The following is a 24,063-nucleotide window of genomic DNA, read 5'->3' on the forward strand; positions in this document are numbered from 1 at the left end:
CGCTAGTGCCGGAAGTGCCGCACGCCGGTCAGCACCATGGCGATGCCGTGCTCGTCAGCCGCCTTGATGACCTCGTCGTCCTTCACCGAGCCGCCCGGCTGGATCACTGCGGTGGCGCCGGCCTCGATGCAGGCGAGCATGCCGTCGGCGAACGGGAAGAACGCGTCGGAGGCGACGACCGATCCCTTGGTCAGGGGCTCGGCGAGCTTCAGCTCCGCGGCCGCATCCAGCGCCTTGCGCGCGGCGATGCGCGCCGAATCGACCCGGCTCATCTGCCCGGCGCCGATGCCGACCGTTGCCGAATCCTTGGCATAGACGATGGTGTTCGACTTGACGTGCTTGGCGACGCGGAAGGCGAAGCGCAGGTCACGCAGCTCGGCCTCGGTGGGCGCGCGCTTGGTCACCACCTTCAGCTCCATGTCATCGACGACGGCATTGTCGCGGCTCTGCACCAGAAGGCCGCCGGACACCGTCTTCGCGGTCAGGCCGGCCTCGCGCGGATCGGGCAGGGCGCCGGCGAGCAGCAGCCGCAGTTTCTTGCGGCCGGCGATGATGGAGATCGCCTCCTCGGTGGCGTCGGGCGCGATGATCACCTCGGTGAAGATGCCGGTGATCGCGCGTGCCGTGGCGGCGTCGAGCTTGCGGTTCATCGCGATGATGCCGCCGAACGCGGAGGTCGAATCGCAGGCCAGCGCCTTCTGGTAGGCGGTGACGAGATCGGGCCCTTCGGCGACGCCGCACGGGTTGGCGTGCTTGACGATGACGCAGGCGGCGGTGCGCGCCGGATCGAACTCGGCGATGCACTCATAGGCCGCGTCGGTGTCGTTGATGTTGTTGTAGGACAGCTCCTTGCCTTGGAGCTGGCGCGCGGTGGCGACGCCGGGACGGCGGCCGGGCAGCGCGTAGAACGCCGCATGCTGATGCGGGTTTTCGCCATAGCGCAGCGACTGGATCAGCTTGCCGCCGAAGGCGCGGTAATCGGGCGCGTCGTTCTGGATGGTGGCGGCGAACCAGTTGGAGATCGCGGCGTCATAGGCGGCAGTGCGCGCATAGGCCTTGGCAGCAAGTCGGCGGCGCAGCAGTAGCGTGGTCGAGCCGTCATGCCGCGTCAGGTCGTCGAGCACGGCGTGATAGTCGTTGACGTCGACGACGACGGCGACGTCCTCGTGGTTCTTCGACGCCGCGCGGATCATCGCCGGGCCGCCGATGTCGATGTTCTCGATGCAGTCGTTGAACGGGGCGCCGCGTTCGACCGTGGCCTCGAACGGGTAGAGGTTGACGACGAGCAGGTCGATCGGCGCGATGTCGTGGCTCTTCATCGCCGCCGCATGCTCATCATTGCCGCGGATCGCGAGCAGGCCGCCATGCACCTTGGGGTGCAGGGTCTTGACGCGGCCGTCCATCATCTCCGGAAAGCCGGTGAGGTCGGAGACGTCCTTGACCTTCAGGCCGGCCTCGGAAATCGCCCTGGCGGTGCCGCCGGTCGATACGAGCTCGACACCGCGCGCCGCAAGCGCGCGCGCGAACTCGACCAGACCGGTCTTGTCGGAAACGGATAACAGGGCACGGTGAACGCGACGAAGCTGATTGGTCATGGGCAGAGTCCTTGTGCAGGAGTTCAATTTGCCCAGGCGCACGGCGGTCAATCCCGCGCTCCCCGATGGTGCTCCATCCAAAGTCGCCAGTCGCACGAGAGCGGGCCTCATATCAGCTTTTGCCGCCCGCGACAACGGGTGGGCGATCAAACGATCATCCTGGCCTCACGGCTCACCATGAGGGTGCACGGTCTTGCCCGAACATCGGCCGCGTCCCGAGGGCCCGCCGAAGGCGGACGGCTCGACGAACGGTGATGTGAGATGATGTGAGAAGCGTTACAGCGGCAATTCCGGCTCTCTCCGCGCGTTGCGGCGTCCGTTGGTCTCGGTCGGCGACGCCGACGAGCGCAGGAAGCTCCAGCGGATCGATGGGGCCTGCTGCGCGTCCTGCCGGATCACCAGTTGCGTGGTGCGGCGCGGACCGTCATTGCCGGCGAGAAACACGCTGTCCTCGAGATCGACGCGATCGTCGAACGTCTCGAACGTCCAGACCTCGCGATTGGGCAGCACCAGCATGGCGCCGCGGCCGTCGCTGAGCCGGCTGGCCTTGACGGCCGGATGCAGGTGGAAGCGCAGGGCGTAGTCCGAGCCGCCGCCGCGAAGACGGGCGCCTTGCGCCGGCGTCACGGTGTCCTCGCCGTCGAGCCGGGAGCCGTCCTCGGCCGCCACCAGCACGCGGCGGTGGACGAGGCCGAACTTCGCCGCGTAGCCATTGTGCGAGGTCGACAGCACGGTGCCGTCCGGCACGACCTCGCGGAAGTTCTCGACCCTCGTCGGACCCGACACGATCGGCGCGCCATGCAGCAGGCGCTTCATCGCCGACATCTCGACGAAGGTGCAGGACGAGGTGTTGTGATAGGTCAGCGTCGAATGCGCCACCGTGCTGCGCGCGAAGGCGCGCCAATTGTCGCGGCCGGTGGACGGCATGCCGCAATTGATCACGATGCGGCATGGTCCGGAGGACATCTCGAAGGCGAGACAGCCGGCATGGGCCTCATGGCTCAGATGCGGCGGCGGCGGCGCACCGGTGTCGACGATCACCGTCATCGGTCCGGCGTCGAGCCGCTGGAAACCGGAATGCGGCATGCTCGCCATCGGCGTGCCGTGGGTGTCGTCATAGGCGAGCAGGGTCGCCAGCAGGTCGGACGGGGTGCCGCCCATGCCATTGAACAGCGCCATGTTGCCGTCGCCGTGCCGGAAGAAGCGCAGCATCGGCATCATGCGGTCGATGGCGTTGAGCAGCGCCGGCGGCGGGGCGATGTTGCGGGCCGCAAACGTCTGCCGCAGCGGCAGCAGGTCGATCAGCAGCTCGATCAGCGCGCCCGGATTGCGCGACACGTGGCCGCCATCGGGCAGGATCTGCCGCTGCAATTCGTCGGAGAGTTTTCGGGTCGCGCTGCGGATGTGCTTGGCCTGGTTGGCGAGGCACAGCGCCGCGTAACACAGTGCGATCAGCACCTGCAGCCGCGGCGCGCCATCCGGGATGTCGATGGTCGAATAGCGCAGATAGCGGATCTCGCGGGTCAGCCCCCGAAGATAGCGGCGGTAGAACTTGCCGTCGGAATCGGCCAGCACCAGCGGCGCCTGCGACAGCAGCGAGATCACCCGCCGGGCCAGCACGTCGGCGCGCCGGCTCAGCGGATGGCGGCCGATCTGGTTGGTGATCCAGTCATCGACCAGGGCACGGGCGTTGGCGCGGGTCAGCGCGGTGTCGGCTGCGCGCAGATGTCGCAGCCAGCCGAAGCCGAGCAGGGCGACCTCCCAATCCTCCGATGGCGGCTCCAGGTCGAAGATCGAGCGGCCATGGCAGGTCACGATCTTGCCGGCGAAGACGAAGCGGCCGGCATAGATCTCGGCGGCCCGCGTCGCGTCCGAAGTGCGCAGATCATGCGGCGCAATGATGAGTCGGTCCGCCCGTCCGGGCCACAAGCCGGACACGGATACCGATACACCGCTGACGTTGGACATCAGGCTGCGCGCAAAGCGGCCCATCACCAGCGTCGATATGCGTCTGCGTTGAGCGGCGGACACGCCAAGCCTTGGATTCAGAGGGGGATTCGGTTGCGCATCCTTCATAGATCGCAACTGCCGCCGATACACCATTTTTGGCCCCGGTGCAGCACCATCGCGGGACCAGAATCTGGTGCAAAATCAGGATTTAACGGACTAACGCAACGCCGACGCCCTCAACCCGCGACCGACGGCAGGGCCGGCGCACGGCGCGCACGATGACACGCTCACGGCCGCCGCTCCAGTCTCGCCGCATAAAAACCGTCGAGACCGCCAAGCCGGGGGTCCTGGTGCGGCAAATGGCAGGGCAGAGTGCGCAGGTCGCCGGCCGGGGTGACCAGCTCGGCCAGCCCCGCCACCTCGCCAGGGGTGACGGGGACGCGGCGCAGCTCGGTGGTTTCGGCCAGCACGCGCTCGACCACCTGCTCGCCCTCCTCGGGCTCCAGCGAACAGGTACAGTAGACCAGGGTTCCGCCCGGCTTGAGCAGGCCGCTCGCTCGGGTCAGCAGCCGCGCCTGGAGTGCTGACAGGGCGGCGATGTCGGCCTCGCTGCGCAACCAGCCGACATCGGGATGGCGCCGAATGGTGCCGGTCGAGGTGCAGGGGGCATCGAGCAGCAGGCCGTCGAAGCCGCCGCTTTCGGCGGGCTGCCATTCGGCGGCATCGGCCACGACCGTCTCGGCCGTGAGCTGCAGCCGGGTCATGTTGTCCTTCAGCCGGTTCATCCGGGCCGGCGACCGGTCGACCGCGGTGACGCGGGCGCCGGCGTGGGCGAGCTGGGCCGTCTTGCCGCCGGGTGCGGCGCAGAGGTCGGCGATGGTCTTGCCGCCGACGTCGCCGAGCAGCCGTGCCGGCAGGGCGGCGGCGGCGTCCTGCACCCACCATTGTCCCTCGACGAAGCCCGGCAGGACTGTCACCGAACCATGCAGCACGGTGCGCACGGTCCCGGTCGGCAGCACCTCACCATGCAGCCGCGACGCCCATTGCGCCGGGTCCGACTTCACTGTCAGGTCGAGCGACGGCTCCTGGCCGAGCGCCGCGGCGATGTCCTTCGCGGTCGCTTCGCCGTAATGATCGATCCAGCGCTTGAGCAGCCAGGGCGCGATGTCGAGCGGCTGGCCGGTGGCATCGTCGAGCAGGCCCGCGCCCTCGCGCGCGCAGCGCCGCAGCACCGCGTTGACGAGCCCGGCATATTTCGCGGCGCGGCGGTCGGCCTGGACCAGGCGGACGGAGAGGTCGACGGCGGCGTGGTCGGGGACGTCCATCCACAGGATCTGGGCGGCGCCGATCAAGAGCGCGCTCTGCGCCCGCGGCGCGTCGGTCGGCACGCCGCGATCCAACAGCCGCGACAGCACGTGGCCGAGCGTTCCGAGCCGCCGCAGGGTGGTGGCGACCAGCCGGCGCATCAGCGCGCGGTCGCGGTCGGCGAGATGCTTCAGTCCGGGATGCGCGCCGGTTCCGTCGAGCTGATCGTCGAGGGTGCGATGCTTGTGCAGCACGCCGTCAACCACGTCGGCGGCGATGCGGCGTGCCGCCAGGCCTGGGACTTCGGAAGGGGTCGCAAAACGCGGCGGAGGCATGCCTGGGAATTACTCGCGAAAGAAGAAAGGCAGTTCCGCGACGATCGGGTGCATGCCATCAGCTTGCGGGTCCTCTGTCACCGGAATATGCCAAATGTAAGAATCGGCTCCGCATTTTTTAGACCTGTTTTATCGCGTGCGCTCACACGATCTGATGATATCGGGAACGATCCGGTTCAACGGTGGAATGGTACGATGAGTAACGAGCCCAAGAGTGAGTCCAAGAGCGGGCCTGAGACCAGGCCCGCATTGTCGGTGGTCGCCAGCAACGACAATCCGCGCAAGCCGCTGACGCCGGCCGCGCAGCGCGCGCTGGCCGAGGCTGAGGAACGCCGCCGACTGGCAGCAGAACAGACGAAGCCGATGCCGACGGAGTTGCAGGGGCCGAAAGGGCCGGAGCCGACCCGTTACGGCGACTGGGAGAAAAAGGGAATCATCTCGGACTTCTGACGGGATGTCCGCGCGCGGCTTTCGTTGTTCGGCGCCGGGCTCGTCGGTCCCGCGTTCTCCGCGCTCCCGGATCGCAGCGGTGACTCAGCGCGTGACAACCACCGTCGTGCCGATCGACACGCGCTCATAGAGATCGGTGATGTCGGTGTTGAGCATGCGGATGCAGCCGTAGGACACGTAGCCGCCGACCGAGTTTGGCACGTTGGTGCCATGGATCGCATATTCGCCGCCCGCGAGCGTCATGGCGGCGACGCCCATCGGGTTCTGCGGCGAGCCGCCGGGGATCACGTCGGGGATGTTGGGCTTGTCGCGCTTGACGTCGGCCGGCGGCGCCCAGGCCGGATATTTGTACTTGCCGTCGATCTTGGTGGTGCCGGCCCATTGCCGGCCGGCCTTGCCGACGCCGACCGTGTAGCGCATGGCGTGGCTGCCATCGAGCACGAGATAGAGCTTCCGCTCGCCGGTCCTCACCACGATCGTGCCCGGCGAATAGTCGCCGGCGATGGCGACCAGCTCGGGACGGGCCGACGCAGAGTCGGCCGTCGTGACCATGGCTCCGACCACCGACGCGGCCACCATCGCGGCCTTCATTGTCAGCCTGCCCGCCCCAGTCCGCATCGCCATCCCCTCAGGCCGTTCCGCGGCGCCTGCTCCCCGGCCGGGAGCACGCGGATGGCTTGAGGAAAGAAAAACTTCGCCTGCAAGTAAATGACCTGAAAACAACACTCCCGCGGAATCAGCCGCGGGAGTGCGATGAGCCTTGACGACCGCGGCGAGCGCGTCTCGCGCCCGCCGGGCACGGCGTGCCTACGCCTGCTTCTCCTTGCGGTTCTGACGGTGCTGCACGAGGTCGTCGACCACGCCGGGATCGGCGAGGGTCGAGGTGTCGCCCAGCGCGCCCGGCTCGTCCTCGGCGATCTTGCGCAGGATGCGGCGCATGATCTTGCCGGAGCGGGTCTTGGGCAGGCCAGGGGCGAACTGGATCTGGTCGGGCGAGGCGATCGGGCCGATCTCCTTGCGCACCCAGGCGACGAGCTCCTTGCGCAGCTCCTCGCTCGGCTGCTCGCCGGCCATCAGGGTGACATAGGCGTAGATGCCCTGGCCCTTGATGTCGTGGGGATAGCCGACCACGGCTGCTTCCGAGACCTTGGCGTGGGCGACCAGCGCGCTCTCCACCTCGGCGGTGCCCATGCGGTGGCCGGAGACGTTGATGACGTCGTCGACGCGGCCGGTGATCCAATAGTAGCCGTCGGCATCGCGGCGGCAGCCGTCGCCGGTGAAGTACTTGCCCTTGTAGGTCGAGAAGTAGGTCATCTCGAACCGGGCATGGTCGCCATAGACGGTGCGCATCTGGCCCGGCCAGGAGCGGGTGAGGCAGAGATTGCCTTCGGTCGCGCCCTCCAGCGGCTTGCCGTCGGCATCGACGATCTCCGGCACGACGCCGAAGAACGGCCGCGTCGCCGAACCCGGCTTCAATTTGGTCGCGCCCGGCAGCGGCGTGATCAGGATGCCGCCGGTCTCGGTCTGCCACCAGGTGTCGACGATCGGGCAGCGGTCGTCGCCGACGACGCGGTGATACCACTCCCAGGCTTCCGGATTGATCGGCTCGCCGACCGAGCCGAGCAGGCGCAGAGACGCGCGCGAGGTCTTCTTGACCGGCCCGTCGCCGCCCTGCATCAGGGCGCGGATCGCGGTCGGCGCGGTGTAGAAGATGTTGACCTTGTGCTTGTCAATGACGTTCCAGAACCGCGAATTGTCCGGATAGTTCGGCACGCCTTCGAACATCAGCGTGACAGCGCCATTGGCCAGCGGCCCATAGAGGATGTAGCTGTGGCCGGTGACCCAGCCGACGTCGGCGGTGCACCAGTAGACGTCGCCGTCGTGATAGTCGAACACGTATTGATGCGTCATCGCGGCGTAGACGAGATAGCCGCCGGTGGTGTGTAGCACGCCCTTGGGCTGGCCGGTCGAGCCCGAGGTGTAGAGGATGAACAGCGGATCCTCCGCATGCATCGGCTCGCACGGGCACTCGGTGGTCACCATCTCCGCAGCCTCGTGGTACCAGAGGTCGCGGCTCGGGTTCATCTCGATCTTGCCGCCGGTGCGCTTGACCACGACGACCCAGTCGACATTGTCGACCTTGTTCAGCGCGGCATCGACATTGGCCTTGAGCGGCACCTTGCGGCCGCCGCGCAGGCCCTCGTCGGCGGTGATGATGATCTTGGAATCGCAGTCCTTGATGCGCTGGGCAAGCGAGTCCGGCGAGAACCCGGCGAACACCACCGAGTGGATGGCGCCGATGCGGGCGCAGGCCAGCATTGCATAGGCGGCTTCCGGGATCATCGGCAGATAGATGGTGACGCGGTCGCCCTTCTTGACGTTGCGGTTGCGCAGGATGTTGGCCATCCTGCACACCTCGTCGTGCAACTCGCGATAGGTGATGCGCTTGGATTGCGAGGGGTCGTCGCCCTCCCAGATGATCGCGGTCTGGTCGCCGCGGGTGGCGAGGTGACGGTCGACGCAGTTGTAGGCGGCGTTGAGGACGCCGTCCTCGAACCATTTGATCGAGATGTTGCCGGGGGCGAAGGAGACGTTCTCGATCTTCGTCGGCGCCTTGACCCAGTCGACGCGCCTGGCCTGCTCGGCCCAGAAGCCGTTGGGATCCTTGATCGAGCGCGCGTACATCTCCTGGTACTTCGCGTCGTCGACAAAGGCGCGTTTCGCCCATTCGGCCGGAACGTCGTAGATCTTCTCGGACATTTCACACCCTCCACATGCGGCCCGCCGTGGTCCAGCGCAGGCCGTCGTTGTTCCCACTATGCGTCCGCGTAACCGGCGGCGACAAGGCAAGACAAGTAGAACCTTCGGCGGGGACCCGGTCTGCGCAGGATCAAAGAATTGTGCGCGGAGGTTGCGGCAGCCGGCCGCGCGGCAGAGGTCGCGACAATCAGCAGCATCAAGGTTACCCAGAATCGGGTCGCTGCCCGGTATTTTGAAACCGCTTTGCCCAAAATTAGGGACTCGCTATCCGGCCCATCACGCCCTAAATCGCCTTGAAGCTGTGGATAACTGGGCCGGAACCAAACCGGACTCCGGGGCATTGAGCGGATCAACACGACGGCAGGGCGTCTAAAGCAATGATGGACCAGCAGAATTTCGAGAGCCCGCGGGTCGGCCCGGCCGACGCCGAGGTCGCGCTCGCGAAAGCGCTGGGCCAGTGGCCGTCCAAGCCGCCGCGCCGCAAGCTGACCTTGAAGGATCTGGCCCACGCCAAGACCGCCGACGCCCAGGGCAATGCCAAGACCTCGGTCGAGGAGCTCGCCAAGCGCATCGGGCTGAAGCTCGGTGACCAGGCCGAGCTGACCATCCGCCGCATCAAGCGCGGCAAGAGCTATACCTTCATCCGCGCCAATGGCACCCCGATCCGCCACGCCGGCACGATCCGCCGCCTGCACGCCATGGCGGTGCCGCCGGCCTATCGCGAGGTACGCTACGCCCCCGACCCGAGCCTGCACCTGCAGGCGGTCGGCGTCGACGCCGCCGGCCGGCTGCAATACCGCTATCACGCCGACTGGGAGAAGGTGCGCGAGCATCGCAAGGCGCATCGCCTCGCCAAGCTCGTCGGCGCGCTGCCGCGCATCCGTCGCGCGGTGTCGAAACATCTCGCCGGCGACGAGCCGACGCGCGAGTTCGCGCTCGCTGCTGTCATCGAGCTGATCGCGCGCACGGCAATCCGCCCCGGCAACGAATCCTATGCGCGGCTGAACGGCACCCGCGGCGCCACCACGCTCTTGAAGTCGAACGTCGCGCTCGAGGACGACAGCCTGGTGCTCACCTTCAAGGCCAAGGGCGGCAAGGCCGTGCGCAAGGAATGCGACGCCGCCAAGTTGGTGCGGGCCGTCGGCATCCTGCGCGGCGTGCCCGGCCGGCGCATGTTCCAGTATCGCGACGCGCAGGGCGTCGTGCGTGCGGTCTCGACCACGCAGGTCAATGCCTTCCTGCGCGAGATCGCCGGCATCAAGATCTCGCTGAAGGATTTCCGCACGCTGATGGCCTCCGCCGTCGCGCTGGAGACCTTGTCGCGGATCACGCCGGCGCCGAGCGCGCGCGGCCGCAAGAAGCAGATCCTGGAAGCGATCCGCGCCGCCGCCGACGAGCTCACCAACACGCCGGCGATCTGCCGCCGCAGCTATGTGCACGACACCATCGTCACGGCGTTCGAGGACGGCATTCTCGAACGCTTCGCCGCCACCATGAAGGGCCAGCGCTCGCAGACGCGGCGCGAGCAATTGCTGGCGCAAGTGGTGACGGCCGTCTCGGCCTGACACAGCTAACGATCAAGCCTGGCAGCGCGCCCCGATCTTGGCCGACGCAAGGAAGCGGGCGATCGGATCGAGCTGCCGGCACGGCACCGCCGCACTCTTCACCGTCGCGGCCTCGCGCCTGGCCGGCCGCAGCACGGTCGACTTGCTGGCCGGCTTGGCACGGCGGGCAGCCGACGCACCACGTCCCTCCGCGCGCACGGCCCTCGAGAGCAGCGGCAGGCGCGCGCCTTCGTTGAGATCGAGCGGCGGTGATTCGAAACTGCGATCGGACTCGTTCAACGTATCAACGCCGGGAATCGGCTCGCGGATCAGCGACGACGTCGCTTCGCCCGCGATGTCGCCGGGCGATACCGCGGCAAGCACCATCTTCGTTGCAAGCAAGCAGCAGATTATCACGAGGCAGAACCCCGCAATCCAGATCGTTCTGTTCACTGTAGGAAACCCCCGCCGATCGCGCCGGACAGTGCGGGACATCCCCTTCCCGCAGCCGGCGCCGTGCCGACCAATCAACCTTAAGAAAGTCTTACTCGCAATGTTTTCGGCAGGTTCGGCCGGGCTCGGCTCGCATTGTAGTTAATGACGACGATGATCGGTCATCGGCATCGGCCAATGACCGATGTGGAGTGATCAGTTCGCAGCAGGCTGCGACATTGCGGCGCGGCTCTCGTTCAATGAGTCGGTGAGACGATCTCGATCGCCGCAGGTTTCACGGATCACGTTAAATTATGCGCCGAAACTCGCTTCCGAACGCGGCGTAGCTCGGCCTGACACGACGCAAGAGCGCATCCGCTCAAGATCAGCATCGGTGTCGCAGTCGAACTCATCACGCGGCTCTGCCGCCGTCTTCATTAGGGAGCTAACCATGTCCAAGCGCATTGCCTTTCTCGCTGCCGCCGCCTTCGGCGCGCTGTCGCTGACCTCGACCTTCGTCGCGCCCGCGCACGCCGAAGAGAAGACCGTGATGGTCGGGGGCGCGGCGATGTATCCGTCGAAGAACATCATCCAGAACGCGGTCAACTCGAAGGATCATACGACGCTGGTCGCCGCGGTGAAGGCCGCCGGCCTCGTGCAGACGCTGGAAGGCAAGGGACCGTTCACGGTGTTCGCGCCGACCAACACCGCGTTCGGCAAGCTGCCGGCCGGCACCGTCGACAGCCTCGTCAAGCCGGAGAACAAGGCGACGCTGACCAAGATCCTCACCTATCACGTCGTGCCCGGCAAGCTCGAGGCGTCCGACCTGAAGGACGGCCAGATGCTGAAGACGGTCGAGGGCGAGCAGCTCACCGTCAAGCGCGAGGGCAAGAACGTCATGATCGTCGACGCCAAGGGCGGCACCTCGATGGTGACGATCCCGAACGTCAACCAGTCGAACGGCGTCATCCACGTGGTCGACACCGTGCTGATGCCGGCGTCGTGAGGCCCGGCGCGACACCGGACACATCCGTTTCTTCCTCCTCCTCGCGGATGTGACCAGGAGCGAGCCGGGCGACCCCCGGCTCGCTTTTTTGTGAACACCATAGTTTTCACGTATCGATTTGATCGGTACCGGAGCGTAACGGAGCCCGCCGAGCCGGCGTATACTTACCGTGACGAATGCAAGCGACGGAGCCGACCGCCATGACGAGCGCCACCACCAGCGCCCCCTCGACCCTCGCGGCGACCGGGGGAGCTGTAACCGGAGTCGCGACCAAGGTCATTCAGCCGGCCTGGGTGCGCGTCATGCATTGGATCAACGCCATCGCAATGATCATGATGATCATGTCGGGCTGGCAGATCTACAACGCCTCGCCGCTGTTCGACTTCCGCTTCGACCGCAGCTTCACGCTCGGCGGCTGGCTCGGCGGCGCGCTGCTGTGGCACTTCGCGGCGATGTGGCTGCTGATGCTGAACGGCCTCGCCTATCTCGTCACCGGTCTCGCCACCGGCCGGTTCCGCCGCAAGCTGCTGCCGATCTCGCCGGCGTCCGTCGTCGCCGACCTCAAGGCCGCGCTGACCTTCAAGCTCGCCCATGACGACCTCACCGTCTACAACGCGGTGCAGAAGCTGCTCTATCTCGGCATCATCTGCGTCGGCATCGTCGTCGTGCTCACGGGCCTGTCGATGTGGAAGCCGGTGCAGCTGCACTGGCTGGTGAGCCTGTTCGGCGACTATCCGGCGGCGCGCTACGTCCATTTCGTCTGCATGGCGCTGATCTGCGCCTTCCTGGTGATCCACATCCTGCTCGCGCTGCTGGTGCCGAAGAGCCTGCGCGCGATGATCATCGGCCGCTGAGAGGAGAGACAGCCATGGCGAAACGTCCGTTCCTCATTCCCGGCGTCGACAAGCGGCTCCTGATCAAGGACTCGCTGAAGGTGATGCCCGATCTCACCCGGCGCCGCTTCCTCACCGGCGGCGCCAGCCTGGGCGCGCTGACCCTGCTCGCCGGCTGCGACGTCGTCGACGGCGACACCGCCGAGGAGCTGCTCAAGAAGGTCTCGAAGTTCAACGACGCGGTGCAGGCCTGGATGTTCAATCCGGACGCGCTGGCGCCGACCTTCCCGGAGAGCGCGATCACGAAACCGTTCCCGTTCAACGCCTACTACACGCTCGACGAGGCGCCGGAGATCGATGCGGCCGACTGGAAGCTCGAGGTGCGCGGGCTCGTCGACAACAAGAAGTCGTGGACGCTTCCCGAGCTGCACGCGCTGCCCCAGGTGACGCAGATCACGCGTCACATCTGCGTCGAGGGCTGGAGCGCGATCGGCTCCTGGACCGGCACGCCGCTGCGCGATTTCCTCAAGCTGATCGGCGCCGATACGCGCGCCAAGTACGTCTGGTTCAACTGCGCCGACAAGGACGGCTACAATTCGCCCTTGGACATGCGCACCGCGCTGCATCCGCAGACCCAGATGACCTTCAAGTTCGCCGACCAGATCCTGCCGCGCGCCTACGGCTATCCGATGAAGATCCGGGTGCCCACCAAGCTCGGCTTCAAGAACCCGAAATACGTCGTCGCGATGGAAGTCACCAACGACTACAAGGGCGGCTACTGGGAAGACCAGGGGTACAATTCGTTCAGCGGGAGCTGATCTCCAGCTAGTCGAGCCCGGATGGCGGCCGCAATCTCCGCTGTCGTCCCTGCGAACGCAGGGACCCATAACCACCGGCCGTGAAGAGGCAGGAAACTACCAGCCAGATCCCTCGATAGTGTCCGCGGTATGGGTCCCTGCGTTCGCAGGGACGACACTGTCGATCAGGCTCGATCGGCTGCTTTCAACTTCCCCTGCATCGCCGCCATCACGGCGCCCAGCAGCAACAGCGCCGCTGACACGTTCAACGCATAGGTCAGGCTCCCCATCGCATCGGTGATCGCGCCGACGGCGAACGGACCCAACGTCTGGCCGACGCCGAACGAGATGGTGAGTGCCGCAATGGCGCGCGGCCACGCGCTCTGCGGCAGGTTGAAGCGCACGAAGGCGGTCGTGGCCGTGGTCACGGTCGAGAATGCGATGCCGAATACCGCGGCCGACAAGGTCAGCATGACGGGCGAATGGCTGAGCGAGGGCAGGGCGGCGCCGATGGCGTTGATGGTGAGGATGAGGGCGGTGGGCCAGCCGCCGCGATCGAGCGCCAGCACGCGGCGCCACACCCAGGGCGTGGTGAAGCCGGCGAGGCCAATGAGGCACCAGAAGCCGGATTGCGCCGCGGCGCCGCCGCCGAGGTCGCGGACATAGGCGATCATGAAGGTGAGATAGGCGATGTAGCCGGCGCCGTAGAGGAAGTAGCCGAACAGGTAGATTGCCATCGGCCGCAGCGAGACGCGGTCCGCCCGCGTCTCCGGCATGGCGGCGTTCGCTGGAAGCCGCATCAGCAGCAGCGGCACGATCAGCAGCGCGCCGGCGCCTGCGAGCACCGCCCACACGATCCACCATGAGCCGGGCCCGAACGCCTGCAGCACGAACGGCGCGATCAGGCCGGAGATGACGATGCCGAGCGGCGGTCCGGCATAGAACAGGCTCAACACGAAGCTCGCCTGCGCCGGACGCGCCAGGGCGACCCGCGCCGCGAGCGCGCCGCCGACGACGAGGGCCACGCCGGCGCCGATCCCCGTCACCAGCCGTGCCAGGCTCAGCGCGACGAAGTCGCCCGTCATGGCGCAGACCACGAGCGAGGCCAGAGCCGCCAGCGTGCCGCCGCGCACCGCGGCCAGACCACCGAAGCGCCGGGCCGTCTGCGAGGCGATCAGCGCGCCGATCAGGTAGCCGGCGGCATTGACCGTGTTCATGAAGCCGGCCGCCGAATACGACCAGTGCAAGGTGTCGCGCATGTCCGGCAGCACCAGCGCATAGGCGAAGCGGCCGATGCCGAGACCGATGATGGGACCGAGCGACAGCGTCAGGTTGGTCAACGCCGGGTGGACCGGAGTCGAGGCGGATGGGGAGTTTGGCAAGAAATGCTCCGGCGCGGCGAATGTCCGGCAAATCATGCTGCTCGGCCGCCATTTTCGAGCACACTATAGCGTCGTCCAGCACTACAGAAGACGGGCGGCGGCAATGGTGGCTTGCCAACCGCGCAGGAGGGCTTTAGCACTCCGCCGATTTTGACAGCTCCAGTCATTGCCGGTCGCCTGCCCTCGATTTGATCGACGGCAAGCCGGCAATCCCAAGCATGATGGATGCCGGGCCAGGCCCGGGCATGACAAGCCCCGTGAGGACAACGACCATGGCGACCCAGAAGCTCCTTTTGCTGCCCGGCGACGGCATCGGCCCCGAAGTGATGGCCGAGGTGAAGCGGCTGATCGGCTGGCTCAACGCCAAGGGGCTGGCCTCGTTCGAGACCGAGGACGGTCTGGTCGGCGGCGCCGCCTATGACGCCCATGGCGCCTCGATCTCCGAGGCTGACATGGACAAGGCCAAGGCGGCGGACGCGATCATCTTCGGCGCCGTCGGCGGTCCGAAGTGGGACGGTGTTCCCTATGAGGTCCGCCCCGAGGCGGGGCTGCTGCGCCTGCGCAAGGATCTCGGCCTGTTCGCCAATCTGCGTCCCGCGGTGTGCTATCCGGCGCTGGCCGATGCCTCCAGCCTGAAGCGCGAGATCGTCGAGGGCCTCGACATCATGATCGTGCGCGAGCTCACCGGCGGCGTGTATTTCGGCGAGCCCAAGACCATCACCGATCTCGGCAACGGCCAGAAGCGCGCCGTCGATACCCAGGTCTACGACACCTATGAGATCGAGCGCATCGCCCGCGTCGCCTTCGATCTCGCGCGCAAGCGCCGCAACAAGGTGACGTCGATGGAGAAGCGCAACGTCATGAAGTCGGGCGTGCTCTGGAACGAGGTCGTCACCGCGGTCCACAATCGCGAATACAAGGACGTCACGCTCGAGCACCAGCTCGCCGATTCCGGCGGCATGAATCTCGTGAAATATCCGAAGATGTTCGACGTCATCGTCACCGACAACCTGTTCGGCGACATGCTGTCGGATATCGCGGCGATGCTGACCGGCTCGCTCGGCATGCTGCCCTCGGCCTCGCTCGGCGAGGTCGACGCCAAGACCCACAAGCGCCGCGCGCTGTACGAGCCGGTGCACGGCTCGGCGCCGGACATTGCCGGCAAGGGTCTCGCCAACCCGATCGCGATGCTGACGTCGTTCGGCATGGCGCTGCGCTACTCCTTCGACATGGGCGCGCTCGCCGACAAGCTCGACGCCGCCATCGCCGCCGTGCTCGCCTCGGGCCTGCGCACCGCTGACATCAAGGCCGAAGGCTCGACCCCGGCCACGACCGCCCAGATGGGCGAGGCGATCATCAAGGAGCTGGAGAAGCTCACGGCGTAGTCGGGAGCGGATGCTCCTTCGAGCCCAGCTCTCACCCCGCTGACAGTCTGCCCCCCTCCCCGCAAGGGGGAGGGGAGCGCACTGTCGCCGGGGGTGTAGCTCGTTCAACTCATTAGTTCGGTCTCGAATCGACTGCGCGCGAGGCGCATGCCGGCCCGCCCGTCGGGCAAATCAGTTCGTCATTTTGCGCGATCCATCTGGATCGGCAGCCGCGAACGAGCATCGTTCATCCCGGAATCCCCCGCGCCGAAAAACTCATTTCGCCCGCGCGATCAACCTGATGCGTTGATCCAGCCTGCTGACGCCAAGGATTTCGCTTTCGTCTTTCCAGAATCCGTGTTCCTCTCCCCTCATCCCGTCTCGCTTGCAAGGGGCGTTTCGCGATCGTCACGAGGCGTGAGGCGGGGATGCGGTGGCCTGTTGGAATCGCAGCGTGCTCTGAGCGCGCGGACGAACGGTTCGGGCAGGACGACGAAATCGTAGGGTCCCGGCATCCCGATGCTGATGCCAAGCTGTGCGGAAGATGATCTGCGCAGCGACGGTGGCTAACAAGCCCGGCACACCGAGGAGACTGCGTATAAGTCGTAATCCATCGCGCAGGGAGGGCCGGGTCGATCCGGCTGTACCTGTGGTTCCTGCCCCGTGCATTCTTTCCGCACGGGGGCCACGGGCCTCAGCCGAGGCTCGGCCTTCCCTGCGCCCTTGCTGTCAATGAGGGCGGAACGTACCGAATTACTCGGACGCGGCAGCGTCGCGAGATCAAGATTGCATGTCACCGTCATTGCGAGCGAAGCGACGCAATCCAGAATCCCTCGGCGCCGGCAGTCGGGATTGCGTCGTCGCGGAGCCGGTCATCGGGCCGCGCTTTGCGCGGACCCGTTGGCTCCCCGCTATGACGAGAGGAGAGAGGCGATGTCGGCGTGCTCACAAACAAAAAGCCGGGCGGGGCCCGGCCTTGATGATCTGACGATGCGGCCGCCCTCAGTAGGGGATCGGAATCCGGGTCGGATAGCCGCCGAGATCGGACGGCGCCATCAGCGGCTGGCGGTCGATCGGACGGTTCAGATTCTCGCGCGCGAACGACGGGTAGCCGACAGCCGGCGGGAACGCATAGTCCGAGAACTTGCGGTCGCCCGGAAGCACCTCGGTGCCGCCGTCGAGGAACGAGCGGCGGGTGATGTAGATGCGGGTGCGCGGGCCGGACTGGTAGGAATAGTTCGGATTGCCGTTGTTGGTGACGGCAACGGCACGGCGCTTGGTGGTGGCGGCATCCGCCGAGGTGGCGGCAAGAGACGTGACGGCAAGGCCCGTCGCGGCGATCACCGCCAAGGCCATGACCCGGGTCGCAGCAGGAAATTCGATCATCACGTCCTCTTCCTCGCGCCAAAAGGGGCGGGCGCTCGCCATGCGCATGATTTGGCCCGCACAATATCTGGGTCGGCTGTGGCATCACAAGGTCATTCCCGCGGCGAGGGGCAAGATAAATCCCTGCTGTGGCGGGAAAGTTGCATCAATATCCGTCACTTGCCCGTGGGTTTGACGGGTCGAATAGGATGCGGTCACGCCCAGCAACATCCGGACGCAGGCAGACATTCACAAGGCGCCGCGCAGCCTCGGATTGGCGGTCGAAGTCACCCAATCGCCGCTGCCGCTGGCGATGGCGGGTTCGTCGCAACCGCCGCGCCGCTGATCGGTCCCCATGAAAAGCTGGCTCAGGGCCCGGTTCTGGTCGGGCGCCAGCAGGGTCAGCCGGTTGAGCATGCAGCCGACCATGGCGCGGCGCGCCGGCATCGTCACGCCCTGGCACGACCAGCCGGAGATCCGCAAGCTCGGCTCGGCGATGGTCTTGAGAAAGCCGAGGCAGGCTCCGGCGCCCTCGGGAGCCCCAGCCCGCCGCACCAGGCTGACCGGTCCGAACCGGCTGTCGATCACGCCGGCGGTCTCGAGCTCGGTGGCGGTGCCCTGTCCCATCCGGAGGGCGAGATCGGCGCGCGGGTCGTGGCGCGCATCGCGCTCCACGCCGAGCCGGTAGACTTCCAGTTCGGCGGCCGGGCGATCGGCGGGTTCGCCCCAGCGCAACACGTCCTTGCGGCCGCCTTCGGGATGGATGAGCACGGTGTAGGTGGCGGTCCTGTCGGGCTGGTCGGTGAGACGGAGCGAGAACGCCGGCACGGCGCCGTCGGCCAAGGTCCAGCCGGCGCGGCCGGGCGACGTGTCATCGCCGCCGTCGAGATGGTTCCAGCCGGCCACGCCGAGCATGGCGATCAGCGCCAGAGCCCCCACATAGGCGAACAGGCGCGCAAATGTGCCGCAGACCTCGTCCGCGAAGCTCTGGAGCCCCTGCAGGACGGACGCGGATCGGGGCGCTGCGGCTGTTCTGGCCGAATCGGACTGCATCGAATGCGAGACATCGTGGTAACGTTGTGTCAGGGACGTTTCTCGCATAGAAGCGCTGCCGCTTCCGTTTCCGCCTGGTTGCGCGATCGGCCATATTTCTTCGGAGAGTGAATGATGGGTTACAAAGTCGCAGTGGTCGGCGCGACCGGCAATGTCGGACGGGAAATGCTCAATATTCTCGATGAGCGCCAGTTTCCGGCGGACGAGGTCGTGGCGCTGGCGTCACGCCGCAGCGTCGGCGTCGAGGTGTCCTATGGCGACCGCACCCTGAAGGTCAAAGCGCTCGAGCACTACGATTTTGCCGATGTCGACATCTGCCTGATGTCGGCCGGTGGTTCGGTGTCGAAGGAGTGGTCGCCCAAGATCGGCGCCGCCGGCGCGGTCGTGATCGACAACTCGTCGGCCTGGCGCATGGATCCCGACGTGCCGCTGATCGTGCCGGAGGTGAATGCCGACGCCGCCGCCGGCTTCAACAAGAAGAACATCATCGCCAACCCGAACTGCTCGACGGCGCAGCTCGTCGTCGCGCTGAAGCCGCTGCACGACAAGGCGAAGATCACGCGCGTCGTGGTGTCGACCTATCAGTCGGTGTCCGGCGCCGGCAAGGATGCGATGGACGAATTGTTCTCGCAGACCAAGGCCGTCTACACCAATGACGAGCTGGTCAATAAGAAGTTCCCCAAGCGCATCGCCTTCAACGTCATTCCGCAGATCGACGTCTTCATGGAAGACGGCTTCACCAAGGAAGAGTGGAAGATGATGATGGAGACCAAGAAGATCTTGGATCCGAAGATCAAGCTGACCGCGACCTGCGTGCGCGTGCCGGTGTTCGTCGGCCACTCCGAAGCCGTCAATGTCGAGTTCGAGAATCCGATCACGGCGGACGAGGCCCGCAACATCCTGCGCAACGCGCCGGGCTGCCTCGTCATCGACAAGCACGAGCCGGGCGGCTACGTGACGCCCTACGAGGCGGCCGGCGAGGACGCGACCTATATCAGCCGCATCCGCGAGGACGGCACGGTCGAGAACGGTCTCGCCTTCTGGTGCGTGTCCGACAACCTGCGCAAGGGCGCGGCGCTGAACGCGATCCAGATCGCGGAGGTCTTGATCAACCGCAAGCTGATCACGGCCAAGAAGAAGGCGGCCTGAGCGGAGACGTCGTCAGGGTGGGACGCGGGACACGATGAGCGAGAAGGTGCCGCCGGAAGCCGCCAAGCACGTCCCGGGTCCGGTCGAGCGCGGCCTCGAAGGCTTCCTGTTCAAGAGCCGCTGGCTGATGGCGCCGTTCTATGTCGGCCTCGTCATCAGCCTCGCGGTGCTCTTGTTCAAGTTCGTGTTGCTGCTGTGGGAGAGTGTCATTCATCTGCCCACCGCCAAGGAAAGCGACATCATCCTCGGCGTGCTCAGCCTGATCGACGTCTGCCTGACCGGCAATCTCGTGCTGATCGTGGTGTTCTCGGGCTACGAGAACTTCGTCTCGCGCATCGATCCCGGCGGCCATCCGGACTGGCCGGAATGGATGACCAAGGTCGACTTCGCCGGGCTGAAGCAGAAGCTGCTCGCCTCGATCGTCGCGATCTCGGCGATCCAGCTGTTGAAGGCGTTCATGAATCTCGACGCCGGCTACGACTCGACCAAGCTCGCCTGGCTGGTCGGCGTGCACATGACTTTCGTGGTGTCGACGGTGATGCTCGCGCTGTCGGACCGCTGGTCGGGTGATCATTGAACAGGGACGAATAGCGAGGAGCGAATGGCGAATAGGGCCGATGAACTCCTCGCTACTCCCCATTCGCTATTCGCCAGCGCGCGCGCTCTTGAATTCCTTGGCGGCCTTGTCGAGCACGAACAGCGAGCCCTCGGCGACGCCGAAATAGGCCCCATGGAGCTGCAGGTCGCCGGCCTCGACCCGGCTGCGGACGAAGGGGAACGTCATCAGGTTCTCGAGGCTACGGAACACCGCGGCCTTCTCGATCCGGGTGACGAAGTCCTGGAAACTCTCATGCGTGCGCTGTTCGACGACCTCGCCGGGCTTGATGAACATCGACATCCAGCGGCCGATGAAGTCGCCCGGGGACAGCGGCGCCGCCTTGTCGACGAAGGCGCGGATGCCGCCGCACTGGGCGTGGCCCAGGATGACGATGTGCTTCACCTTCAGCACGGTGACGGCGTATTCCAGCGCCGCCGACACGCCGTGCGCGTTGGCGTCGGGCTGATAGATCGGCACCAGATTGGCGATGTTGCGCAGCACGAACAATTCGCCGGGGCCGACGTCGAAGATCACCTCGGGCGAGACGCGCGAGTCGCAGCAGCCGATCACCATGACTTCGGGCGACTGGCCGCGCTCCGAGAGCTCGAGGTAACGGCTCTGTTCGGTCGGCAGGCGTTGGGTGGCGAAGGCGCGATAGCCTTCGAGCAGGCGTTGCGGAAACGAGATCATGGACCTTGCCTAAACACATGCGCCTTCCGGGAACAAGCCTTTCGGCCTGGCTCCCGAAATGGTATCGCGGGCCGCGTCGATAAACCAAGGGAAACGCCGAAATGATCCGCCCGCGCCGCAGTCTCCTGTTCATGCCCGGCTCCAATGCGCGTGCGTTGGAGAAGGGGCGGAACCTGCCGGCCGACGGGCTGATCCTCGATCTCGAGGATTCGGTGGCGCCGGATGCCAAGGCCGCCGCCCGCGACCAGATCGCCAAGGCGGTGGCGGCCGATGGCTACGGCAAGCGGGAACTGCTGATCCGTATCAACAGCCTGGATACGGCGTGGTGGAGCGACGACGTCGCCATGGCCGGACAAGCGGCGACGGACGGCATCCTCGTTCCCAAGGTGTCGACCGTCGAGGACCTTCGTCTGGTCACGGATCGTCTGGCCGAGGTCGGGGCAGATCCGGCGCTGAAGGTCTGGGCCATGATCGAGACGGCGCGCGCCGTGCTCGATGCCGATCTGCTCGCGGCCACGGTGCACGAGCCGGGCTCGCGGCTCGCCGGCTTCGTGTTCGGGCCCAATGACATCTCGCGCGAGACCCGCATCCGCATGCTGCCGGGCCGCTCCACGATGCTGCCGATGATCAGCCACTGCATCCTGGCGACGCGGGCTCATGGGCTGGAGATTCTGGACGGGCCTTACAGCGACTTCGCCAACACCGACGGCTTCGCGCAGGAATGCATCCAGGCCCGCGATCTCGGCTTCGACGGCAAGACGCTGATCCATCCCGGCCAGATCGATGCCTGCAACGCGATCTTCACGCCGCCGGCCGACGAGGTCGCCGCGGCACGCAAGATCATCGCTGCGTTCGAGCTGCCGGAGAATGCTTCGCGCGGCGCGATCCAGATCGACGGCCGCATGGTCGAGCGGCTGCATGCCGAGATGGCGCGGCGCACGATCGCGATCGCCGATGCGATCGCGGCTGTGGCGAAGTGAGGCGTCAGATGCGGCGGAGACTGAGGATGTAGTTGACCAAGTCGCCGCGCTGCTCGGCGGTCAGGATGACGTTGGGCATCGTCGGGTGGCTGCTCTGCAGGAACACCTTGAGCGACAGCTCGGTGGTCGAGGGCATGTTGGCGACGGCCACAAAGTCGGGGGCGGTCGTGGTCTGGCTTCGCGCGCCGCTCGTGTCGATGGCGTGGCAGGTGCTGCACCAGGCCTCCGCCAGCTTGCGGCCGGCCTGCACGCTGTCGGCCGCGGGCGTCACGCCGCCGGCATTGTGCAGCCGGATCAGCAGCATCGCGCCGAGCGCGAGCAGGATCGCGACGCCGACATGGAGCCAGGTGTTGCGGTACAGTTTGGGCAGGCTCATCGCGTTGCTTCGCTCAGTGGGAGGGAGACGGCGATCAGTGCTTGACCGCGGCGGTGCCCAGGCGGTCGATGGTCGGGGCGTTGAGGCAGTACTCCTCATAGTGCTCGGCGCTCGTGCCGGCGGCAAGATCGCGATGGCAGCGCGGCTTGTCCTTGCACATGGCGCAGACGCGCTCCATGTCGCGCAGCACCAGCGGCTCGGCGCGCCCCAGCGAGGCTTCGTCGATGCCGAGCGCCTTCAGCATCCGGGGCAGCTCGTCGGCGGCGTGCTCGCCGTGACGGACCAGCTCGTCGAGATCCGCCGGTGTGACCTGCAGGTCCATCGCGATGCGCTCGAAATCGTCGCGGTCCAGCTGCCGGATCTCGCTCAGCTCACGCCGGTGCCGGAGCCATTGTGCGAACGTATCGATCAGGAACTGAACCCGCGGATAGGGCTTGGCGTCTACGGTCATGACACGTCTCCGATGATTGTTCGCAATCAATCACCGGGTGGACGCGCGGACGTTGCGGTAGATCAAGCAGCGAATCGGTCCTGCGCAGGCCGCAAAGCTGCGCGGCGAAGGTCAGCGCGGGGCAAATCGCTCGGCCGCCCATGCATAGAGGCTGCCAGGGATCGGCGCCTCGCCGCCGCGGCCCTTCGGCGAGATGTGCAGGCCGATGATCGCGGGATCGCCGATCAGGCCGGAGAAGTCAGAGGGATCGAAGAACGCCTTCGGCTCGGCATGGACAGCGTAGAAGCTGCGCTTCGGCAGCGCGTGGCGCAGCGAGCCGTGGCGGCGGGCCAGCGCCGTCAGCGCGGCAGGGCCGAAGATGGCGACGCGGATGTCCGAGAGGCGGTCGGAGCCGCCGCGCAGGCGGCGCATCGCATAGGTGAGGCGATGACGCAGCGACAGCCAGTTCGGCGTCAGCTCGTCCTGCGCCATCAGCGCAGCGAACTCGGCGACGATCGGATCGTCCGGCGGCAGGTAGAGCACGGAGTTGCCGAGCTGCCGCGGACGCTCCCAGGCGAAGTAGGGCAGAGCCGGATCGATCTCGACCGGCCTGAGCAGCAGCACGTCGGCATCGAGCCAGAGGCCGGCGCGCTGTGCCATCAGCCGCATCCGGAAGAAGTCGCTGAACTGCAAGGTGGTCCAATCGCGCCAGCTGCCGTCGGGCTGCGGCGGCCTGAGACGTTCGGAGAATGCGTAAGGAAGGACCGCCTCGGCCTCGGCATTGCCGACGCCGTCGGGCAGGCCGGGCAGCGGGTCGAAGCTGTAGACGGTGACCTTGTGGCCGGCGGAGAGCTGCGAGCGCAGGCAGGTCTGGCGCAGCCGGTCGAGCGGCCCGCGCCAGAAGGTGACGACCTCTGGCAATACACGCGTCAACGGCGGACCTGCTGGGCTGCTCTCGAAACAAGGCCCCGGACGAGGTCCGGGGCCCGCGAACTCTCTGCCTTCAAGCGGGGCTCAGGCCCAGGCGCGCTCGGCCAGCTTGGCCTCGTAGCTGTCGATCGAGGCCTTCTTCTCCAGCGTCAGCCCGATGTCGTCGAGCCCATTGAGCAGGCAGTGCTTGCGGAACGGATCGATGTCGAACTTGACGGTGCCGCCGTCGGGGCCGCGGATCTCCTGGTTGGCGAGATCAACCGTCAAGGTCGCGTTGGCACCGCGCTCGGCGTCGTCGAACAGCTTGTCGAGATCGGCCTGCGACACGCGGATCGGCAGAATGCCGTTCTTGAAGCAGTTATTGTAGAAGATGTCGCCGAACGAGGTCGAGATCACGCAGCGGATGCCGAAGTCGAGCAGCGCCCAGGGCGCGTGCTCACGGCTCGAGCCGCAGCCGAAATTGTCGCCGGCGACCAGGATCTTGGAATTGCGATAGGCCGGCTGGTTGAGCACGAAATCCGGGTTCTCGCTGCCGTCGTCCTTGTAGCGCTGCTCCGAGAACAGGCCCTTGCCGAGGCCGGTGCGCTTGATGGTCTTCAGGTACTGCTTGGGGATGATCATGTCGGTGTCGACATTGATGATCTTCAGCGGCGCGGCGACGCCTTCCAGCGTGGTGAACTTGTCCATCGGGGCACCTTCGAGAATACGGGCAGGCCGCTGTTTAGCCCGAACGGCAGGG

At 66.5% G+C, this 24,063-nt stretch carries 23 protein-coding genes and 1 riboswitch; of the genes, 9 read left to right on the forward strand and 14 right to left on the reverse strand.

Annotated features, from left to right (window positions below; translation table 11 throughout):
- Positions 1–2 precede the first annotated feature (2 nt).
- The 3 genes from purH to QX132_RS23910 form a co-directional block, all read right to left on the reverse strand.
- Positions 3–1,595, reverse strand: a complete 1,593-nt coding sequence (purH, locus tag QX132_RS23900) for a bifunctional phosphoribosylaminoimidazolecarboxamide formyltransferase/IMP cyclohydrolase (RefSeq protein ID WP_316163054.1) — start codon at positions 1,593–1,595, stop codon at positions 3–5.
- A gap of 23 nt (positions 1,596–1,618) precedes the next feature.
- A riboswitch (ZMP/ZTP riboswitch) is annotated at positions 1,619–1,699 on the reverse strand.
- A gap of 172 nt (positions 1,700–1,871) precedes the next feature.
- The gene (locus QX132_RS23905) at positions 1,872–3,587 is read right to left on the reverse strand and encodes a heparinase II/III family protein (protein ID WP_316163055.1); all 1,716 of its coding nucleotides are present in this window, start codon (positions 3,585–3,587) and stop codon (positions 1,872–1,874) included.
- A 245-nt stretch (positions 3,588–3,832) separates the two neighbouring features.
- Positions 3,833–5,185, reverse strand: a complete 1,353-nt coding sequence (locus QX132_RS23910; RefSeq protein ID WP_316163056.1) for an RsmB/NOP family class I SAM-dependent RNA methyltransferase — start codon at positions 5,183–5,185, stop codon at positions 3,833–3,835.
- Positions 5,186–5,380: 195 nt separating this feature from the next.
- Here QX132_RS23910 and QX132_RS23915 point away from each other — a divergent pair, with 195 nt between their 5' ends.
- Complete coding sequence (locus QX132_RS23915; protein WP_315740657.1) at positions 5,381–5,635, forward strand: DUF1674 domain-containing protein; 255 nt, start codon at positions 5,381–5,383, stop codon at positions 5,633–5,635.
- 84 nt (positions 5,636–5,719) lie between these two features.
- Here the strand turns inward: QX132_RS23915 and QX132_RS23920 are convergent, their stop codons facing one another.
- Both QX132_RS23920 and acs read right to left on the reverse strand, forming a co-directional pair.
- Positions 5,720–6,226: a L,D-transpeptidase gene (locus tag QX132_RS23920; RefSeq protein WP_409997711.1), complete on the reverse strand. Its 507-nt coding sequence runs from the start codon at positions 6,224–6,226 to the stop codon at positions 5,720–5,722.
- A 216-nt stretch (positions 6,227–6,442) separates the two neighbouring features.
- On the reverse strand, positions 6,443–8,395 hold the full coding sequence (gene acs / locus QX132_RS23925) for an acetate--CoA ligase (RefSeq protein ID WP_315758728.1): 1,953 nt from the start codon (positions 8,393–8,395) through the stop codon (positions 6,443–6,445).
- A 377-nt stretch (positions 8,396–8,772) separates the two neighbouring features.
- On the opposite strand from acs, the gene QX132_RS23930 reads away from it, so the two are divergent.
- Positions 8,773–9,960, forward strand: a complete 1,188-nt coding sequence (locus QX132_RS23930; protein WP_315770588.1) for a DNA topoisomerase IB — start codon at positions 8,773–8,775, stop codon at positions 9,958–9,960.
- A gap of 12 nt (positions 9,961–9,972) precedes the next feature.
- Here QX132_RS23930 and QX132_RS23935 read toward each other — a convergent pair whose 3' ends face one another.
- Entirely contained in the window at positions 9,973–10,341 is a 369-nt protein-coding gene (locus QX132_RS23935) for a hypothetical protein (protein WP_315777311.1), read from the reverse strand.
- Between the two features lie 481 nt (positions 10,342–10,822).
- Between QX132_RS23935 and QX132_RS23940 the strand changes: the two genes are divergently transcribed.
- The 3 genes from QX132_RS23940 to QX132_RS23950 all read left to right on the forward strand — a co-directional run bounded on the left by QX132_RS23940 (position 10,823) and on the right by QX132_RS23950 (position 13,028).
- Complete coding sequence (locus QX132_RS23940; protein WP_316163057.1) at positions 10,823–11,377, forward strand: fasciclin domain-containing protein; 555 nt, start codon at positions 10,823–10,825, stop codon at positions 11,375–11,377.
- A gap of 200 nt (positions 11,378–11,577) precedes the next feature.
- On the forward strand, positions 11,578–12,231 hold the full coding sequence (locus tag QX132_RS23945; protein WP_316163058.1) for a cytochrome b/b6 domain-containing protein: 654 nt from the start codon (positions 11,578–11,580) through the stop codon (positions 12,229–12,231).
- A gap of 14 nt (positions 12,232–12,245) precedes the next feature.
- The gene (locus QX132_RS23950; protein ID WP_315715877.1) at positions 12,246–13,028 is read left to right on the forward strand and encodes a molybdopterin-dependent oxidoreductase; all 783 of its coding nucleotides are present in this window, start codon (positions 12,246–12,248) and stop codon (positions 13,026–13,028) included.
- Positions 13,029–13,192: 164 nt separating this feature from the next.
- Here the strand turns inward: QX132_RS23950 and QX132_RS23955 are convergent, their stop codons facing one another.
- Positions 13,193–14,389 (reverse strand): YbfB/YjiJ family MFS transporter, encoded by a 1,197-nt coding sequence (locus tag QX132_RS23955; protein ID WP_316163059.1) that lies wholly within the window; start codon positions 14,387–14,389, stop codon positions 13,193–13,195.
- A gap of 272 nt (positions 14,390–14,661) precedes the next feature.
- Between QX132_RS23955 and leuB the strand changes: the two genes are divergently transcribed.
- Positions 14,662–15,774 (forward strand): 3-isopropylmalate dehydrogenase, encoded by a 1,113-nt coding sequence (gene leuB, locus QX132_RS23960; RefSeq protein WP_316163060.1) that lies wholly within the window; start codon positions 14,662–14,664, stop codon positions 15,772–15,774.
- A gap of 981 nt (positions 15,775–16,755) precedes the next feature.
- On the opposite strand, the gene QX132_RS23965 is transcribed toward leuB, so the two are convergent.
- Positions 16,756–17,139: a hypothetical protein gene (locus tag QX132_RS23965; RefSeq protein ID WP_315740669.1), complete on the reverse strand. Its 384-nt coding sequence runs from the start codon at positions 17,137–17,139 to the stop codon at positions 16,756–16,758.
- 228 nt (positions 17,140–17,367) lie between these two features.
- Positions 17,368–18,171 carry a hypothetical protein gene (locus QX132_RS23970; RefSeq protein ID WP_316163061.1) on the reverse strand — a complete coding sequence of 268 codons (804 nt, stop codon included), beginning with the start codon at positions 18,169–18,171 and terminating at the stop codon, positions 17,368–17,370.
- 114 nt (positions 18,172–18,285) lie between these two features.
- On the opposite strand from QX132_RS23970, the gene QX132_RS23975 reads away from it, so the two are divergent.
- On the forward strand, positions 18,286–19,320 hold the full coding sequence (locus QX132_RS23975; RefSeq protein ID WP_315740740.1) for an aspartate-semialdehyde dehydrogenase: 1,035 nt from the start codon (positions 18,286–18,288) through the stop codon (positions 19,318–19,320).
- Between the two features lie 34 nt (positions 19,321–19,354).
- The gene (locus tag QX132_RS23980) at positions 19,355–19,897 is read left to right on the forward strand and encodes a TIGR00645 family protein (RefSeq protein WP_315770572.1); all 543 of its coding nucleotides are present in this window, start codon (positions 19,355–19,357) and stop codon (positions 19,895–19,897) included.
- A 66-nt stretch (positions 19,898–19,963) separates the two neighbouring features.
- Here QX132_RS23980 and QX132_RS23985 read toward each other — a convergent pair whose 3' ends face one another.
- On the reverse strand, positions 19,964–20,608 hold the full coding sequence (locus tag QX132_RS23985) for a carbonic anhydrase (protein WP_315740672.1): 645 nt from the start codon (positions 20,606–20,608) through the stop codon (positions 19,964–19,966).
- Positions 20,609–20,709: 101 nt separating this feature from the next.
- Between QX132_RS23985 and QX132_RS23990 the strand changes: the two genes are divergently transcribed.
- Positions 20,710–21,588, forward strand: coding sequence for a CoA ester lyase (locus QX132_RS23990; RefSeq protein WP_315740673.1), 879 nt, complete (start codon positions 20,710–20,712; stop codon positions 21,586–21,588).
- A gap of 4 nt (positions 21,589–21,592) precedes the next feature.
- Here QX132_RS23990 and QX132_RS23995 read toward each other — a convergent pair whose 3' ends face one another.
- The 4 genes from QX132_RS23995 to leuD form a co-directional block, all read right to left on the reverse strand.
- Positions 21,593–21,964 carry a cytochrome c gene (locus tag QX132_RS23995; protein WP_315781693.1) on the reverse strand — a complete coding sequence of 124 codons (372 nt, stop codon included), beginning with the start codon at positions 21,962–21,964 and terminating at the stop codon, positions 21,593–21,595.
- Positions 21,965–21,998: 34 nt separating this feature from the next.
- Positions 21,999–22,415, reverse strand: a complete 417-nt coding sequence (locus tag QX132_RS24000) for a DUF6455 family protein (protein ID WP_315740675.1) — start codon at positions 22,413–22,415, stop codon at positions 21,999–22,001.
- Between the two features lie 111 nt (positions 22,416–22,526).
- Entirely contained in the window at positions 22,527–23,327 is an 801-nt protein-coding gene (locus tag QX132_RS24005; RefSeq protein WP_316163062.1) for a hypothetical protein, read from the reverse strand.
- An 81-nt stretch (positions 23,328–23,408) separates the two neighbouring features.
- Positions 23,409–24,011, reverse strand: coding sequence for a 3-isopropylmalate dehydratase small subunit (gene leuD / locus QX132_RS24010; protein ID WP_315777298.1), 603 nt, complete (start codon positions 24,009–24,011; stop codon positions 23,409–23,411).
- Positions 24,012–24,063: the final 52 nt, after the last annotated feature.

It is taken from the genome of Bradyrhizobium sp. SZCCHNRI20481 (assembly GCF_032485055.1).
Taxonomy (GTDB): domain Bacteria; phylum Pseudomonadota; class Alphaproteobacteria; order Rhizobiales; family Xanthobacteraceae; genus Bradyrhizobium.